The sequence below is a fragment of the Okibacterium sp. AC114 genome, from assembly GCF_979253355.1.
Window position 1 is genome coordinate 1334706 of the sequence record NZ_CEEDBR010000001.1, and the last position, 16629, is coordinate 1351334.

14 protein-coding genes and 2 tRNA genes are annotated in these 16629 nt (G+C 66.5%); 9 read left to right on the top strand and 7 right to left on the bottom strand.

What is annotated here, in order from left to right:
- Positions 1-124: 124 nt before the first annotated feature.
- Positions 125-325 carry a hypothetical protein gene (locus tag ACZ6IE_RS06420; protein ID WP_464607259.1) on the bottom strand — a complete coding sequence of 67 codons (201 nt, stop codon included), beginning with the start codon at positions 323-325 and terminating at the stop codon, positions 125-127.
- 93 nt (positions 326-418) lie between these two features.
- On the opposite strand from ACZ6IE_RS06420, the gene ACZ6IE_RS06425 reads away from it, so the two are divergent.
- Together ACZ6IE_RS06425 and ACZ6IE_RS06430 are read left to right on the top strand one after the other, a co-directional pair.
- On the top strand, positions 419-1174 hold the full coding sequence (locus tag ACZ6IE_RS06425; RefSeq protein ID WP_464607260.1) for an SOS response-associated peptidase: 756 nt from the start codon (positions 419-421) through the stop codon (positions 1172-1174).
- A gap of 190 nt (positions 1175-1364) precedes the next feature.
- Complete coding sequence (locus ACZ6IE_RS06430; RefSeq protein WP_464607261.1) at positions 1365-2789, top strand: glycosyltransferase family protein; 1425 nt, start codon at positions 1365-1367, stop codon at positions 2787-2789.
- A gap of 83 nt (positions 2790-2872) precedes the next feature.
- Here ACZ6IE_RS06430 and ACZ6IE_RS06435 read toward each other — a convergent pair.
- A tRNA-Gly gene (locus tag ACZ6IE_RS06435) sits at positions 2873-2943 on the bottom strand.
- Between the two features lie 148 nt (positions 2944-3091).
- Between ACZ6IE_RS06435 and ACZ6IE_RS06440 the strand changes: the two genes are divergently transcribed.
- From ACZ6IE_RS06440 to clpX, 5 genes are all read left to right on the top strand, one after another.
- A tRNA-Pro gene (locus ACZ6IE_RS06440) sits at positions 3092-3168 on the top strand.
- Positions 3169-3262: 94 nt separating this feature from the next.
- The gene (gene tig, locus ACZ6IE_RS06445; RefSeq protein WP_464607262.1) at positions 3263-4735 is read left to right on the top strand and encodes a trigger factor; all 1473 of its coding nucleotides are present in this window, start codon (positions 3263-3265) and stop codon (positions 4733-4735) included.
- 266 nt (positions 4736-5001) lie between these two features.
- A complete protein-coding gene (locus tag ACZ6IE_RS06450) occupies positions 5002-5589 on the top strand; it encodes an ATP-dependent Clp protease proteolytic subunit (protein WP_077053953.1) in 588 nt (195 codons plus the stop codon).
- A gap of 26 nt (positions 5590-5615) precedes the next feature.
- Positions 5616-6305 carry an ATP-dependent Clp protease proteolytic subunit gene (locus tag ACZ6IE_RS06455; RefSeq protein ID WP_077053362.1) on the top strand — a complete coding sequence of 230 codons (690 nt, stop codon included), beginning with the start codon at positions 5616-5618 and terminating at the stop codon, positions 6303-6305.
- Between the two features lie 318 nt (positions 6306-6623).
- Entirely contained in the window at positions 6624-7904 is a 1281-nt protein-coding gene (gene clpX / locus ACZ6IE_RS06460) for an ATP-dependent Clp protease ATP-binding subunit ClpX (protein WP_079727415.1), read from the top strand.
- An 85-nt stretch (positions 7905-7989) separates the two neighbouring features.
- Here the strand turns inward: clpX and ACZ6IE_RS06465 are convergent, their stop codons facing one another.
- On the bottom strand, positions 7990-10035 hold the full coding sequence (locus ACZ6IE_RS06465) for a M3 family metallopeptidase (RefSeq protein WP_464607263.1): 2046 nt from the start codon (positions 10033-10035) through the stop codon (positions 7990-7992).
- Positions 10036-10098: 63 nt separating this feature from the next.
- Between ACZ6IE_RS06465 and ACZ6IE_RS06470 the strand changes: the two genes are divergently transcribed.
- A complete protein-coding gene (locus ACZ6IE_RS06470) occupies positions 10099-10905 on the top strand; it encodes a methyltransferase domain-containing protein (protein WP_464607264.1) in 807 nt (268 codons plus the stop codon).
- Positions 10906-10930: 25 nt separating this feature from the next.
- On the opposite strand, the gene ACZ6IE_RS06475 is transcribed toward ACZ6IE_RS06470, so the two are convergent.
- The 4 genes from ACZ6IE_RS06475 to ACZ6IE_RS06490 form a co-directional block, all read right to left on the bottom strand.
- Complete coding sequence (locus tag ACZ6IE_RS06475) at positions 10931-11203, bottom strand: hypothetical protein (protein WP_464607265.1); 273 nt, start codon at positions 11201-11203, stop codon at positions 10931-10933.
- 4 nt (positions 11204-11207) lie between these two features.
- On the bottom strand, positions 11208-11684 hold the full coding sequence (locus ACZ6IE_RS06480; protein ID WP_464607266.1) for an N-acetyltransferase family protein: 477 nt from the start codon (positions 11682-11684) through the stop codon (positions 11208-11210).
- A gap of 11 nt (positions 11685-11695) precedes the next feature.
- Positions 11696-14272, bottom strand: coding sequence for a valine--tRNA ligase (gene valS, locus ACZ6IE_RS06485; RefSeq protein ID WP_464607267.1), 2577 nt, complete (start codon positions 14270-14272; stop codon positions 11696-11698).
- Between the two features lie 188 nt (positions 14273-14460).
- Complete coding sequence (locus ACZ6IE_RS06490; RefSeq protein ID WP_464607268.1) at positions 14461-15819, bottom strand: MFS transporter; 1359 nt, start codon at positions 15817-15819, stop codon at positions 14461-14463.
- Between the two features lie 82 nt (positions 15820-15901).
- Here ACZ6IE_RS06490 and ACZ6IE_RS06495 point away from each other — a divergent pair, with 82 nt between their 5' ends.
- Positions 15902-16522 (top strand): TetR/AcrR family transcriptional regulator, encoded by a 621-nt coding sequence (locus ACZ6IE_RS06495; RefSeq protein ID WP_464607269.1) that lies wholly within the window; start codon positions 15902-15904, stop codon positions 16520-16522.
- Positions 16523-16629: the final 107 nt, after the last annotated feature.

Below are 16629 nucleotides of genomic sequence, written 5' to 3' on the forward strand. Positions count from 1 at the left end.
CATCCCTCGACGCCGATGCGCGTGGTGTGCGCCGCTCTCGTGGCCTCCGAGTTTCGCGCTCCTCAAGGCCCGGACACCGAGCGTGTCGCGCCCCGTGTCAGCTCCGTCGGTCTCGTGCCCCGTGTCAGCTCCGTCGGTCTCGAGCGCGTTTCTTCGCGAGGTGTTGCGCGCGCCAGCTCCCGCTGAGGCACACGAGCGTGGCCACCACGAGGGCGACACCCAACCCGAATCGCGCCGTCGCGAAGGCGAAAACCGCGCCGACGAAGATGAGCGCGCCCGCGATCGTCCACAGACCCGACCAGAAGGTCGCAGGAACTTTCAGCACGTTCTCTCGGTTTCTCGCTCAGGGGCACATCGCGGATGTCGCATCCTCGTGCTCGCCCTGTGCAGTGTCGGCGTCACTCAATAGGCTAAGCGCATGTGCGGACGATTCACGAACTCCCTCACGGGCGAAGAGCTCGGAGCCTACTTCGACGTGTCCGAGCTCGATGACTATGCCAACGCTCCGGCCTGGAACATCCGCCCCACCGATCCGGTGCCCGTCATCTTCGAGTCGCCGCGCCACACCGACGAGCGGGCGGCTTCGGCAGAGGCAGCCGCCGCAGCCGCGTTCGACGCCCACGCCACCGAACGCGACGACCCGGATGCCGTGGTGCGCCGCCTCATGGCCGGCCGCTGGTCGCTCGTGCCCTCCTGGTCGAGAGAGCTGAAGACCAAGTTCCCCACCTTCAACGCCCGGTCCGAGACGGCCGCCGAAAAGGCATCGTTCAAGAACTCGGTGCGGTCGAAGCGCGCCATCCTGCCGGCATCCGGTTACTACGAGTGGAAGACGGTCGGCAAGACCAAGACCCCCTATTACATCCACGACGCCGACGAGCCGCTGGCGTTCGCGGGCCTCTACTCGTGGTGGCGTGCGCCGGGCTCAAACGAGTGGATCCTGACGGCCACGATACTTACCCGCGAGGCGGTCGGGGGCTTGCGCGACATCCACGACCGCACACCCGTCACGTTGCCGCGGCACTTCGTGGACACGTGGCTCGACCCGACCATCGTGGGCGACCAGGGGCTCGTCGACGCCGCGGTCGAAGCGGCCACACCCGTCGCCGAAGCGCTCGACTTCCACATCGTCGGCCCCGTGACAGGCGACTCGCCCGACCTCGTCAACCCGCTCTGACTCATCCCGCTCTGACTCATCCCGCTCTGGGCCATCCCGCTCTGGGCCATCCCGCTCCGGGCCAGCCCGTTCTGGGCCAGCCCGTTCTGAGCCATCCCGTGCCGCCGCCCTCGACTGCTCCCGGACGGCAATCGAGGACCGTTATGCTCGGTTCTACGAGCCGCCAGAGCCAGAACCGAGCAGGGGAACGATGCGAGATATCGCCGACGACGACGCAGAATCACATCGAGGCCGACAGCAGGGCGACCACGCGAATTCCGAGGCGGTCGAAGCGGCAAACCCGCGCACCGCGACGAACCCCGCCCTGACACGCCGCGCCCGCTGGGCGAACGTCGTCGCCGTGGTGGCCGTCGGTATCGCCGTGCTCGTGATCAGTATCATCCTCGGACGCGCCTACACGCCCCTGACCCAGTTCGACGAGGGGGTGCACTTCGACTACATCGTCAAAATCCTCGACGAGCGCGGGCTCCCCACCGTCGCCGACACGCTGTCACCCGAAACGGTGAAGGAATACGTGTGCCGGGGCGCCGAGACGACCTGCTCCACGCCCATCACGCTCGACCAGATCCCCGTCGCCGGCGTGAACTACGTCCTCATGTACGCGCCGGTGTACTACCTCCTCGACGCCGCCATCGCGGTTCCGCTGCGAGCCGTCACGGGGATGAGCCTCTTCGAGGCCGCGCGCACCGCCTCCTCCGTCCTCTACGCCCTCGGTTCGGCGCTGTTCCTGGCGGTCGCGATCCGCCTCGGAGCCCACCGAGGCGCCGCAATCGGCATCGTCCTCGCCATGTCGGTCGCGCCACTCGCCCTGCTACAAGGGTCGACGGTGACCCCGGATGGCCTCGCCCCCCTCTTCGCTGCCGGTATCGTCTGGGCGGCGACCCTGCGGGGGTCGTGGCGCCGTCGCATCATCGTCACGGTGACGATCGCCGTTCTGGCGGCCCTGAACAAATCCAACTTCATCCCGCTCGCCACGGCCGGGATCTGGTTCGCCACGTTCCTTCCCGTCGGTGCCCAGACGCTGTCGACGTTCCGGTCCGACTTCCGCGCAAACGCGAAAAGATATGCCATCGGCATTGCGCTGTCTCTCCTGCCGCTTCTCGTGCAATCGGCATGGAATACCTGGCGCATCGCGGGTCGCGTCCCCGGACGCGAGCCCGACGGTGGATTGAACACCATCATGTACACCGATGGCAGCATCCTCGACGCGATCTTCTCCGGCGTCCGGGCGCTTCTCCAACCGATCCACGACAGCGGTTTCCCGCCGTCGCCCGAGTTGTGGAGCATCGGCTATCTCCTGCAGGCGCTCGTGTTCGGTGGCGTATTCCTTTTCGCGCTCAGGCCGCTCGCAGCGGCGGACGACACGACCCGTGTCGGCGGCATGAGTGCGACGGCGGGCATCCTGCTGTCGTTCGTGTTCCTGCCCGTGACGTTCTACCTGCTCTATCACTCGATCGGCACGCAATCTCGCTACGGTCTGCCGCTCATGATCTTCGCGGCGATCATCGTGGTCGCCTCGATCCGCGGCCGCATCGCCGGGTGGGTGCTCGCGATCTCAGGTCTGCTTGTCTACGCCCACACCGTCGGCGAGGTGCTCACCACGCCGACGTCGTGACGAAACAGGGCGGACAAAAACAGGGCGGACATACGACGACAGCCCGCGGATCGGTGTGATCGGCGGGCTGTCAGCGTATTCGGAGGGGATGACGGGAATCGAACCCGCACCATCAGTTTGGAAGACTGAGGCTCTACCATTGAGCTACATCCCCGTGCCCGGCGAACCGGTGCCTGAACATACTATTACAGCCGCGGGCGTGCTGAGTGCCACAACCGCTGCGGCATCCCCCTAGACTAGACTTTCGAGGTCAATCAGCCTGCGTTCGCGCCCGGCGGTTGCCTCACCGAGTGTGTGACATTCGGGGCGTAGCTCAGCTTGGTAGAGCGCTCGCTTTGGGAGCGAGAAGTCGCAGGTTCGAATCCTGTCGCCCCGACCACACATGTCATCCTCGGCCCGAAACGCCCCACGCGACAACTGCCGCGTCGTTCCGGGTTCGAGTACAAGAGTTTCGAACACAGGAGATTGAACACGTGAAGTCCACGGTCGAACAGCTGAGCCCCACGCGCGTCAAGCTCGCCATCACGGTGACGCCCGACGACTTGAAGCCCAGCATCACGCACGCCTACGGTCACATCGCCGAGCAGGTCAACATTCCTGGCTTCCGCAAGGGCAAGGTTCCGCCCGCGATCATCGACCAGCGCGTCGGCAAGGGTGCGGTCCTCGAGCACGCCGTCAACGAAGGCCTCGACGGTTTCTACCGTGCCGCCGTCGAAGAGCACAGCCTCCGCTCGCTCGGCCGCCCGCAGGCCGACATCATCGAATGGCCGAGCGACAAGGACTACTCGGGTGACCTCCTGGTCAACGTCGAGGTCGACGTGCGCCCCGAGATCGAACTGCCCGACTACTCGGGCCTGACCGTCGAGGTCGAGCCCGCCGAGATCACCGACGAAGACGTGCAGGAAGAGCTCGACCGCCTGCGCACGCGCTTCGGCACGCTCATCAGCGTCGACCGTCCCGCCAAGACCGGTGACTTCGCGCAGATCGACCTCGTCGCCACCATCAACGGCGAAGAAGTCGACCGCGCCGACGCCATCAGCTACGAGCTCGGCTCGGGTGAGCTGATCGAGGGCATCGACGAGGCCCTCGACTCCCTCACCGCCGGTGAGAGCACCACGTTCAGCGCCCCCCTCCTGGGTGGCGAGCACGAGGGTGAGCAGGCCGAGATCGCCGTCACCGTCACCGCCGTGAAAGAGCGCGAGATGCCCGAGGCGAACGACGACTTCGCGCAGATCGCCAGCGAGTTCGACACCATCGACGAGCTGCGCGAGAGCCTCAAGGGTCAGGTCGAGCGCCAGAAGGCCTTCGGCCAGGGCGCCGAGGCTCGCACCAAGCTCGTCGAACAGCTCGTCGAGTCGGTCGAGATCCCCGTCCCCGAGCAGCTCGTCGAAGACGAGGTGCACCGTCACCTCGAGGGCGAAGGCCGCCTCGAAGACGACGCCCACCGCGAAGAGGTTCGCGTCTCCTCCACCGAGACGTTCCGTCAGCAGATGCTGTTCGACGCGATCGCCGAGGCAGAGAAGGTGCAGGTCAGCCAGGAAGAGCTCACCCAGTACCTCATCCAGGGTGCCTCGCAGTACGGCATGGAGCCCGGCGAATTCATCCAGGTTCTCGACCAGAACGGTCAGATCCCCGCCATGGTCGGCGAAGTAGCCCGTAACAAGGCCATCGCCGTCGTGCTCGGCAAGGCCACGGTCGTCGACACCAACGGCAAGGCCATCGACCTCACGGGCTTCGTGCCCGAGGCCGACGACGCCAATGCCGACGAGGTCAGCACCGACGCCGCCACCGACGAGACCAGCACCGACGCCGCTGAGAGCGACGCCGCGCCGGCCGACGAGGCTGCCGCCGAGAAGCCCGCGAAGAAAGCACCGGCCAAGAAGGCTGCCGCCAAGAAGCCGGCCGCCAAGAAGGCCGCTGCTGCGGACGACGCAGACGCGAAGTAAGACCACGTTCGGCCTCACGGCCTGAACACCTCGAATGCCCCCGGTTCACGCCGGGGGCATTCGTGCGTTCGGTGCGGGCAAACCTCGCACCCTCCCAAACGTGGCACTCCGGCATCCGATATGTATTCGGCGCGGGTGCGACACGCCGCACGTCGCTAGAAGACCCGGCAGTGACACGGCAACGTCTGCCCACGGCGAACACGCCCGTTTGCCGACGTTAGCTCCTATAGATTCGATTCCAAGCGATAACTGAAATGGAGCGCGACATGGCCGAACCAGCACTGTCACCCAGTGTTTTTGACCGACTGCTGAAAGACCGCATCATCTGGCTCGGGTCAGAGGTGCGCGACGACAACGCCAACGAGATCGCCGCAAAGCTTCTTCTGTTGGCGGCTGAAGACTCCACCCGAGACATCTACCTCTACATCAACTCGCCCGGCGGTTCCATCACCGCAGGCATGGCCATCTACGACACGATGCAGTTCGTGCCGAACGACATCGTCACCGTCGGAATCGGTATGGCCGCCTCGATGGGGCAGCTGCTGCTGACCGCCGGTACCAAGGGCAAGCGCTACATCACGCCCAACGCGCGTGTGCTGCTGCACCAGCCGCACGGTGGCTTCGGCGGAACGGCGAGCGACATCCAGACGCAGGCTCAGCTCATCCTCGACATGAAGCGCCGCCTCGCCGAGATCACCGCCGCCCAGACCGGCAAGACGGTCGAGCAGATCAACCTCGACGGTGACCGCGACCGTTGGTTCAGCGCGCAAGAGGCCCTCGAGTACGGCTTCGTCGACCACATCCGCGAGTCGGCCACCGACGTCGCCGGTGGCGGCGGAACCGAAACGAACTGACTCACGAACTCGACGAAGGAAAACAGATGAACATCCCCACATTCGGTGGAAACGCCACGAGCTCGATGGGTCAGGCATCCGGCGTCCAGATGCCCGGCAGCCGTTACATCCTGCCGAGCTTCGAAGAGCGCACCGCTTACGGTTACAAGCGCCAAGACCCCTACGCCAAGCTGTTCGAAGACCGCATCATCTTCCTGGGTGTCCAGGTCGACGACGCGTCGGCCGACGACATCATGGCTCAGCTGTTGGTGCTCGAAAGCATGGACCCCGACCGCGACATCGTCATGTACATCAACTCGCCCGGTGGCTCGTTCACCGCGATGACGGCGATCTACGACACGATGCAGTACATCCGTCCGCAGATCCAGACGGTTGTCCTCGGCCAAGCAGCCTCGGCGGCCGCCGTGCTTACCGCGGCAGGCACCCCCGGCAAGCGCCTCGCGCTGCCCAACGCCCGCATCCTCATCCACCAGCCCGCCGTCGGCGAGGCCGGTCGCGGACAGGCATCGGACATCGAGATCCAGGCCGCCGAGATCATGCGCATGCGCACCTGGCTCGAGGCCACGCTGTCGAAGCACTCGAACCGCTCACAGGAGCAGGTCAACAAAGACATCGACCGCGACAAGATCCTCGGCGCCAGCGAGGCACTCGAATACGGCCTGATCGACCAGGTGCTCACGAGCCGCAAGTCGCTTCCCGCGGCCATCGCGCAGTAAGACAGAACAACCGAGCTGACACCCAGCACGGAGAGGGCCGGATGACGCGCACGCCGCGGCATCCGGCCCTCTGTCTCTGCCAGGCGACGTCCCCTGCCGGGGGCACACGCTGAGGGCGAACCGATTTTGTGGGCGGCGCGACATGGCGCAGACTTTGACCACACACGAACGGCGCACCTCGGGCCGCGCAACCGCTTCGGCGGAACGCATCCGACGCGCCGCGACCGACCGGCCGGGTTCGGGGCAAATACGCCGAATCGGGTTAGGCTCGACAGTACGCACAACCACGATCTAACTGCGAAAAGGGAGCGTGACGGGATGGCTCGGATAGGTGAGAGCGCCGATCTGCTCAAATGTTCATTCTGCGGCAAAAGCCAGAAGCAGGTTCAGCAGCTGATCGCTGGTCCCGGAGTGTACATCTGCGACGAATGCGTCGAGCTGTGCAACGAGATCATCGAAGAGCGCATGGCCGAAGCGGGCGAAGACGCCCCCGCCGGTGACTTCGAACTGCCCAAGCCCAAAGAGATCTTCGGCTTCCTCGACGAGTACGTGATCGGTCAGATGGCCGCCAAGCGTGCGCTCTCGGTCGCCGTCTACAACCACTACAAGCGTGTGCGCGCCCGCAACACGCTCACGGCCGCCGACCAACTGGGCGACGACGTCGAGATCGCGAAGAGCAACATCCTGCTCATCGGCCCGACCGGTTGCGGCAAGACCTACCTCGCGCAGACGCTGGCCAAGCGGCTCAACGTGCCGTTCGCGGTCGCCGATGCGACGGCGCTGACGGAGGCCGGATACGTCGGCGAAGACGTCGAGAACATCCTGCTGAAGCTCATCCAGGCCGCCGACTACGACGTCAAGCGCGCCGAGACGGGCATCATCTACATCGACGAGGTCGACAAGATCGCCCGCAAGGCCGAGAACCCGTCGATCACGCGCGACGTGTCGGGCGAGGGCGTGCAGCAGGCGCTGCTCAAGATCCTCGAGGGCACCGTCGCGTCGGTTCCGCCGCAGGGTGGTCGCAAGCACCCGCACCAGGAATTCATCCAGATCGACACGACCAACGTGCTCTTCATCGTGGCTGGCGCCTTCGCCGGGCTCGAAGAGATCATCTCGTCGCGGGCCGGCAAGAAGGGCATCGGCTTCGGGGCTCCGCTCCACTCCAAGGGCGACGACGTCAACCTGTTCGGCGAGGTGCTGCCCGAAGACCTGCACAAGTTCGGGCTCATCCCCGAATTCATCGGCCGCCTTCCCGTCGTGACCACCGTCACGCAGCTCGACCAAGAGGCTCTCATGGAGATTCTCACGGTGCCGAAGAACGCGCTCGTGCGGCAGTACCAGCGCATGTTCGAGCTTGATGGCGTCGAGCTGAACTTCGATAACGACGCCCTCGAAGCGATCGCCGACCTCGCGGTACTGCGCAAGACCGGCGCCCGCGGGCTGCGCGCCATCATGGAAGAGGTGCTCGGGCCGATCATGTTCGAGGTTCCCTCGACCGACGAGGTGGCCGAGGTCATCGTCACGCGCGAGACCGTGCTCGAGAACGCGGCGCCGACGCTCGTTCCGCGCCAGAAGCAGCGTCAGGACAAGTCTGCGTAGGGTCTCACCCTCGGAGTGAGTATTGCGCGAAGAAGGCCGGGAGATATCCTCCCGGCCTTCGTGCTGCGCCCGACGATTCGGCGCGTCAGTGCTCCAGACCGCGGCGGGCGAGCAGCGGTTCGATGACGGCATCTCGGCCGCGGAATGCGCGGTATGCCTCAAGCGGGTCCGTGCTGCCGCCGACGCCCAGCAGCAGGCGGCGGAATCGGTCGCCGTTCTCACGCGTCAGCCCGCCGTTCTCCTCGAACCACCCGACCGTATCGGCGTCCAACACCTCGCTCCAGATGTAGGAGTAGTAGCCGGCGTCGTAACCGCCCGAGAAGGTGTGGGCGAAGTAGGTGCTCGAGTAGCGGGTGGGCACGGCGGGGTTGTCGAGGCCCACATCGGCGAGGGCATCCGCTTCGAAGCTCTCGACATCGCCGACGGCATCATCGGCCGTGATGCGGTGCCAGGCCTGGTCGAGCAGTGCGGCGGCAAGATATTCGCTGGTCGAATGTCCTTCGTCGAAGGCGGCCGACGCCTGGATCTTCTCGACGAGGTCGGCGGGAAGGGGCTCGCCGGTGCGGTGATGGACCGCGTAGTTCTCGAGAACTTCGGGCCACAGCATCCACATCTCGTTGACCTGGCTCGGGAACTCGACGAAGTCGCGGAACACATTGGTGCCCGAGAACTTGGGGTAGGTGACGTGGGCGAAGAGGCCGTGCAGCGCGTGCCCGAACTCGTGGAAGAACGTGTTGACCTCGTCGAAGCTGAGCAGGGTCGGCGACCCGGCCGGAGGCTTCGGCACGTTGAGGTTGTTGACGACGACGGGCGGCAGGTCGAGCAGCGTCGACTGCGACACCAGCGGGTTCATCCACGCACCTCCGCGCTTCGAGTCGCGCGTGTAGAGGTCAAGGATGTAGAGCCCCAGCTCGGTGCCGTCTTCGTTGTGCACCTCGAAGACGCGGGCGTCGGGATGGTAGGCCATCAGGTCGTGGCGCTCGGTGAACGTGATGCCATAGAGCTTCGTGGCCGCGAAGAACACACCGTCGCGCAGCACGCGCTCGGCCTCGAAGTAGGGCCGCATGGCCTGCGTGTCCACGTCGTAGGTGGCCTGGCGAACCCGCTCGCTGTAGAACGCCCAGTCGTGGGCTTCGATGGCAAACGGCTCAGCTTCGTGCTCGTCGACGATCTGCTGCAGCGCCGCCTGTTCGGCGCGCGCGTTGCGGGCCGCCGCGGGTGCCAGCTGACCGAGTATGCGCGAAACGGCCTCGGGGCTCTTGGCGGTCTGCTCGGATGTCACGTATTCGGCGTGGCTGTTGAAACCGAGCAGGCGGGCGCGTTGGGCGCGCAGGCGGGTGATCTCGAGCACGAGTTCGCGATTGTCGAACGGTCCGCCGCGGCGGCCGCGCGCCCGCGACGCCTCCAGAATGCGGTGGCGCAGTGTGCGCGAGGTGAGGGATGCCAGAACGGGGTGTCCGGTGGGCAGCACGAGTGTGATGAGGTAGGCGTCGTCAATGCCGCGATCGCGGGCTGCCGCGGCCAGCGAGGCGATCTCGCCGTCGCTCAGGCCGTCGAGCTCCTCGACATCGGTGACGAGAACGGCCAGGTCGTTGGTGTCGGCGAGCAGGTTCTTCTCGAATCGCGTGGTCAACGTCGACAGCGTCTGGTTGAAGGCCCGCAACCGGTCCTTGCCGTCGTCGTCGAGGTTGGCGCCCGCGTGCTCGAATTCGGCGAGGTAGCGCTCGACCAGATACCGCGACTCGTCGTCGAGAGCGTCGGATGTCTGAGCCACGGCGCGCACGCGGGCGTAGAGCGCGGCGTCTAGCATGATGGCGTCGTCGTGGGCCGCCAGTCGGGGCGCGATCTCTTCTTCGAGCGCGTTGGTGGCTTCGTTGGAGTCGGAGGAGCTCTTATTGAAGAAGACGGTGGCGACGCGGTGCAGGATCTGCCCGGCGCGTTCAAGAGGAATCATCGTGTTCTCGAACGTCGGTTCGTCGACGTTGCTCGTGATAGCACGGATCTCTTCGAGGTGCGCCCGCATGCCCGCCTCGAACGCCGGTTCGTAATGTTCGTCGGAGATATCGGCGAACGGCGGCAAACGGTACGGAAGCGGACTGGGTGCGATCAGGGGATTCGTCGTATCGGCCATCCCGCCAGCCTACGCCGCCGTCACATCGTCGAGGCCGTCGGATGGGGGAGTTAGTGTCGGGGTATGGCAACGATCGAACGGTATACCCACGGACACCACGACAGCGTTCTGCGCACCCACAGCTGGCGCACGGTCGACAACTCGGCCGCCTACCTCGCGCCACACCTGGTGCCGGGCGCGTCGGTTCTCGACGTGGGGTCGGGGCCCGGAACGATCACGGTCGATATCGGTCGTCGTGTGGCCGGCGGCCGCGTGGTCGGCATCGATGCCGCCGAAGACGTCCGCGACCAGGCGCGGGCCCTCGCCGACGACAACGGTCTGACCAACGTCGAATTCCAGGTGGGGGATGCCTATCACCTCGACTTCCCAGACGACACGTTCGATGTGGTGCACGCCCATCAGGTGCTACAGCACGTCGCCGATCCGGTCGCCGTCTTGCGCGAGATGCGCCGCGTGGTGAAGCCCGGCGGCGTCGTCGCCGCGCGCGACGTCATCTATGGCGGCGCCGTGTGGCACCCGCTCCTGCCGGGCCTGCGCAAATGGATGGATGTCTACCAGGCCGTCGCGCGCTTCAATGGCGGCGACCCTGACGGCGGGTCGAGCCTGAAGGCGTGGGCGATGGAGGCCGGCTTCGAGAACATCTCGACGGGGGCCTCGATCTGGTGCTTCGCGGATGACGCGGATCGCGAGTGGTGGGGCGGCAACTGGGCCGTGCGTGCCCTCGAGTCGAGCTTCGCGCCCCAGTCGATCGAGGCCGGGGCAGCCACACTCGAAGATCTGCAAGAGGTCTCCGAGGCCTGGAAGACCTGGGTGGCCGACAAGACCGGCTGGTTCGCGATGCCCCACGGCGAGATCCTCGCCACGAAGTAACGACACCTGGCCGGCGCGGGTGCCCTTAGAAGGCGCCCTCGTCGTCCTCGGTGTCGGCGCTGCGAATGGTCGCCGACTCGGGCCCGACGGCCGACGCGGGCTGATAGGTGACGGTGGTGCCGTCATCGAGCTCGACCACGGGTTTGCCTTCGAGCCAGGTCAGCGTCCAGCGCCAACCGGCCGCATCGCTGCCGCCGGCGGAGACTTCGGCCTCGACCGATTGCACCGCCTCGGTGACGACGGCGGGCAGGCTGGCCGGGGCGTCCTGCCCGAAGGTCCAACGTGTGCCGAGCTGCATGAGCCTAGAGCCCCATGTCGTAGGTCAGCCAGGTGGTGCGGGCCGCGACCTGGTCGTAGAGCTTCTGTGCGTCGGCGTTGTCTTCGGCCGTCACCCAGCGCACGATGCGGGCGCCGCGCGCGCGGGCTGCCTCGCCGACGGCCTCGATGAGCTGCGTGGCGATACCACTGCGGCGCGCGTCGGGCTGCACGAAGAGATCGTCGAGGTAGACGCCCACCTCGCCGGCGAGGGGCCGGGCGAATCCACGGAAATGCGCGAAGCCGACGAGCGTGCCGTCGGCGTTCTCGGCCACGAGGCCGTGCACGTCATGCTTGCCCTCGGAGATCCAGCTCCACACGAGCAGGGCCTTCTGGTCGGTCACGGGGGAGTTGTAGAAATCGCCGTATTCGACGAAGAGCGGCAGCCACGAGAAGAAGTCGCGGTCGCGCATGGGGCGGATCGTGACGGCTGCGGTGGGGGAAGCGCTGGTGCTCTCGGACATGGTGGTGCTCCTTAGCTGTCGGCCGGCGCGAGCACGATGTCCGTGACGGCCAGTTCGGCGGCGGTGATGAAGGTGAGGGTGTCGATGCGTCCGACGGCCTTGAGGTCGGAGGCGGCGCGCGCGAGCGATTCGGTCTGCTCGGCGGTTCCGGCGATGGTGGCCTGCGCCACCGGGGTCTTCTGCGAGGCTTTCGCATCGGTCTTGGCGCGGCGGATGCTCGTCAGGGCTTCTGACGCGAGCGTGAGCAGCGACGCATCGCCGTCGGGCAGCCCGTCGAACTCGGCCACGGTGGGCCACGCGGCCACGTGCACGGAGCCGTCGTTGAACCACGACCAGGCCTCTTCGGTGGCGAACGGGATGACGGGCGCGAACAGTCGCAACAGCACACCGAGCGCGGTGCGCAGAGCGAGGGCGGCGGATGCCTGACCCTCGTGATCCTCGTCGTAGGCGCGTTCCTTCACGAGCTCGAGGTAGTCGTCGCAGAATGCCCAGAAGAAGCTCTCGGTGATCTCGAGCGCACGAGCGTGGTCGTAGGCGGCCAGGGCGGCCGAGGCATCCGCAACCACACGTTCCAGCTGCGCGAGCATGCTGGCGTCGAGCGGCTCGGTGATCTGGGCACCCGCGGGAACCTCGAAACCGAGGATGAACTTCGAGGCGTTGAGCACCTTGATGGCCAGGCGGCGACCGATCTTGATCTGCGTCGGGTTCTGCGGGTCGAACGCGGCGTCGGTGCCGAGACGCGAAGAAGCGGCCCAGTAGCGCACCGCGTCGGAGCCGTGCTTCTCGAGGATGTCGGCGGGCGTGACGACGTTGCCCTTCGACTTCGACATCTTCTTGCGGTCGGGGTCGACGATGAAACCGGACAGGGTGGTGTTCGTCCACGGCTTCTCGCCGTACTCGAGCGTCGAGCGCAGCATCGTGCTGAAGAGCCAGGTGCGGATGATGTCCTGGCCCTGGGGGCGCAGCGAGTAGGGGAAGACGAGGTTCCAGAGTTCTTCGTCGCGCTCCCAGCCGCCCGCGAGCTGCGGGGTGAGGGATGACGTGGCCCACGTGTCCATCACGTCGACCTCGCCGATGAATCCGCGGGCCTGGCCCCGCTGAGACGCGTCGTAGCCGGGTGCGGGCTCGGAGGAAGGGTCGACGGGCAGCATGTCGCGCGTGGCGACGATGGGCTGATCGAAGACGGGGTTGCCGTCGGCGTCGAGCGGATACCACACCGGAATCGGCACGCCGAAGAAGCGCTGGCGCGAGATGAGCCAATCGCCCGAGAGGCCGCCGACCCAGTTCTCGTAGCGCACGCGCATGAAGTCGGGGTGCCAGTCGAGCTCTTGCCCGAAGGCGAGCAGTTTGGCGCGCAGCTCTTCGTCGCGAGCGCCGTTGCGGATGTACCACTGACGCGTCGACACGATCTCGAGCGGCTTGTCGCCCTTCTCGAAGAACTTGACAGGGTGCACGATGGGCTTCGGGTCACCGATGAGGCTGCCCTCTTCACGCAGCAGCTCGACGATCGTCTGCTTGGCGCTGAAGACGGTCTTGCCGGCGAGCTGCGCGTAGGCGGCGAGGCCCTTTTCGCTCGTGATGACGTCGGGTGCCTCGGCGATGATGCGGCCGTCGAAGCCCATGATCGCGCGGTTGGGCAGGTCGAGCTCGCGCCACCAGATGACGTCGGTCAGGTCGCCGAAGGTGCAGATCATGGCGATGCCGGCGCCCTTGTCGGGCTGCGCAAGGTGGTGCGCCACGATGGGCACCTCGACGCCGAAGACGGGTGTCGTCACGGTCGTGCCGAACAGGTTCTTGTATCGCTCGTCGTCGGGGTGGGCCACGAGGGCGACGCAGGCGGCGAGGAGTTCGGGACGCGTGGTCTCGATCTCGACCGAACCGCCGTCGGCCTTCTGGAACGCGAGGCGGTGATAGGCGCCCGGTTGCTCTTTGTCTTCGAGCTCGGCCTGGGCGACGGCGGTGCGGAACGTCACGTCCCACAGCGTCGGGGCCATGGCCTGGTAGGCCTCGCCGCGTTCGACGTTGCGCAGGAACGCGAGCTGTGAGGTGAAGAGGGCCTCGTCGCCGATGGTGCGGTAGGTCTGCGTCCAGTCGACCGACAGGCCGAGGGCCCGCCAGACGGCCTCGAACTGCTTCTCGTCCTCGACCGTGAGGCGCTCGCACAGCTCGATGAAGTTGCGGCGCGACACGGGCTTTTGGTCGGCGGCCTTGGTCGACTTGTTGTCGCCACCCTCGAACGGCGGCACGAAGTCGGCGTCGTAGGGCAGCGACGGGTCGCAGCGCACGCCGTAGTAGTTCTGTACGCGGCGCTCGGTGGGCAGGCCGTTGTCATCCCACCCCATGGGGTAGAAGACGCGCTTGCCCGACATGCGCTGGTAGCGCGCCACGACGTCGGTGTGCGTGTAGCTGAACACGTGACCGATGTGCAGAGAACCGGATGCCGTGGGCGGGGGAGTGTCGATCGAGTAGATGTCGTCGTGCGTGACGCCCGTGCGGTCGAAGCGGTAGACGCCCGACTCTTCCCAGCGGGTGCCCCAAGAGGTTTCGAGGCCCTCGAGGGCCGGTTTGTCGGGAACGCTCGCGGGCATGCTGTGACTCCTGATCGCTATGGGCGGCACCGTGTGTACGTGCCTGAGTGTGTTCTCTCCCACCAGCGTACCGATTCGTACCCCGCCGAGCACATCCGCGGGATGTCTGTGCAGAACGAACGCCCCGCGCGGCTGTGCAGAACGAACTGCGTCAGCCGCCCGGGGCGCTCGGGGATTCAGCCCTGTCGCTACGAGTTCTGCAGCGCGGGTTCCGCGACCTCGGAGTCGTCGGCCGCGGCATCCCGAGCCGTGACGCTCGAGCGGCGCACCGCCCACGCCGACACGAGCGTGATGGCCGACATGGCGGCGAGCACGACGCCCGGGTGCCACCACGCCTGGCCCGTCGCCTGGCCGAACGCCAGGGTGAGAGCGGGCACGAAGCCCGAGACGACGGCCGCGATGCTGTAAGCGATCGAGAGAGCGGAGTAACGGTGACGGTCGCCGAACAGGTCGGCCATGGTGCCGCCGAGCGCCGCCCAGCTCATGGTGGGCAGGATGCCGCCGATGATCATGGTGCCGACGAGGATGCCGAACGTGGCCTGCTGCAACACGAAGTACATCGGGAACGCGATCAGCAGCGTGCCGAGCGCGCCATAGGCGACCACCCGTGCCGAGCCGATGCGGGTGGCCCACCATCCGAAGAGGGGGATCGTGACGAGCTGGAGGAGGCCGCCGATGGTGGTCGCGACGAGCAGGTTCTCGTAGGTGAAGCCCAGCACCGCGACGCCGTAGTTGATCGTGTAGGTGTTCATGAGCGAGTACGAGCCGATGCCGAGGAGCGCCGTGCCGATGGCGAGGGCGAGAGCGGCGGGCTGCTCACGGAAGACGCGCAGCACCGGCATCCGCTCGCGCTTGTCGTTCTTGACGAGGTTGGCGAACACGGGCGTCTCGTCGATCGACCAGCGCAGGTAGAGCGAGATGGCGACGAGCGGGATGGCGGTGAGGAACGGGATGCGCCACGCCCACGCGACGATCTCTTCGGCGGGCAGGGCCGACGTGAGCACGAGGAAGAACGCTGCCGACAGGATCGAGCCGATGGGTGAACCCAGCTGGGGGAGTGCGGCCCAGAACGCGCGGCTCTTGCGCGAGGAATGCTCGGAAGCCAACAGAATGCTGCCACCCCACTCGCCGCCGAGCGACACGCCCTGCGCCAGGCGCAGCAGCACGAGGATGACGGCACCCGTCCACCCGGCCATGGCGTAGGTCGGCAAAAGACCGATGAGGCCCGTCGCGATTCCCATGATCAGGATGGTGATGAGGAGCGTCTTGCGTCGGCCGATGCGGTCGCCCAGGTGCCCGAAGATGATGGAACCGATCGGTCGCACGACGAAGCTCACGGCGATCGTGAGGAACGCGGCCAGCGTTGCACCAACCGGCCCCAGCGGATCGAAGAAGAGCGGTCCCGCGAAGAATGCGGCAAAGTAGGCGTAGATGTAGAAGTCGTACGATTCGAGCGCGGTCCCCACGAGGGATGCCACGGCGACGCGCCTGGCCGTTCGAGGGTTCGATGCCCGCACGGCGGTGGGCGAAGAGTGTGTAGTCGACACGAGCATCCTTAGCTAGAAAATTTGTACTCAATACATATACAGGATTGGTGAGCATTCGATGGGGTCGAAATATTCCGCATCCGTGGGAAGACCCAAACTGTCGTCGAAACAGATCCTCGAAGACGCCGCCGCCGAACTCTTCCTCGAGCAGACCTACACGGGCACCACGATCGATCAGGTGGCGCGCCGGGCCGGCGTCAGCCGCAACACGTTCTTCAACTACTTCGGCTCGAAATCGGACCTCCTCTGGGTGGATGTCGACACCGCCCTCGACGCGCTCGACGCGGCTCTCTCGCCCGCGGAATCCTCCGAAAGTGAAGCTGCCGACACCTTCGCCGCGCGCATCGACACCGTGTGCGCCGCCCTCGCCGAGGTCGCCCACCGGCACCCGCACAGCCGCGTTCCCCTGGGCTTCACGCAACGCGAGATCATGGGCACGTCGGCCGAGTTGCAGGCATCGGGCCTCATCCGGATGTCGCGAGCCATGTCCATGATCGAGCGCTCGATCGGCGTCCCGGCCGTTCCCTCCGGCACCGCTCCCGAGGGCACCGACCCCCTCGTCGTCCATTCCTTCGCGGCCGCCGTCGTCGCCGCAGCCGCGGCCGGAGCCATGCACTGGGCCAGCGCCGGGGTGGCGCGTGGCGAGCTCTCCGACGACATCGAGCGAGCCATCCGCCCGGTGTGCTCGGGTTTCGGCGCCTGACGTCGTAGACTTGAGGTACAGGCGTCGATCCGGCCATCACCGGGAAGCCTTCGGAAGAAAACGCACCGGTTCGCCGGGGCGCCGGTAGAACCGAACGGGTGGGCCCG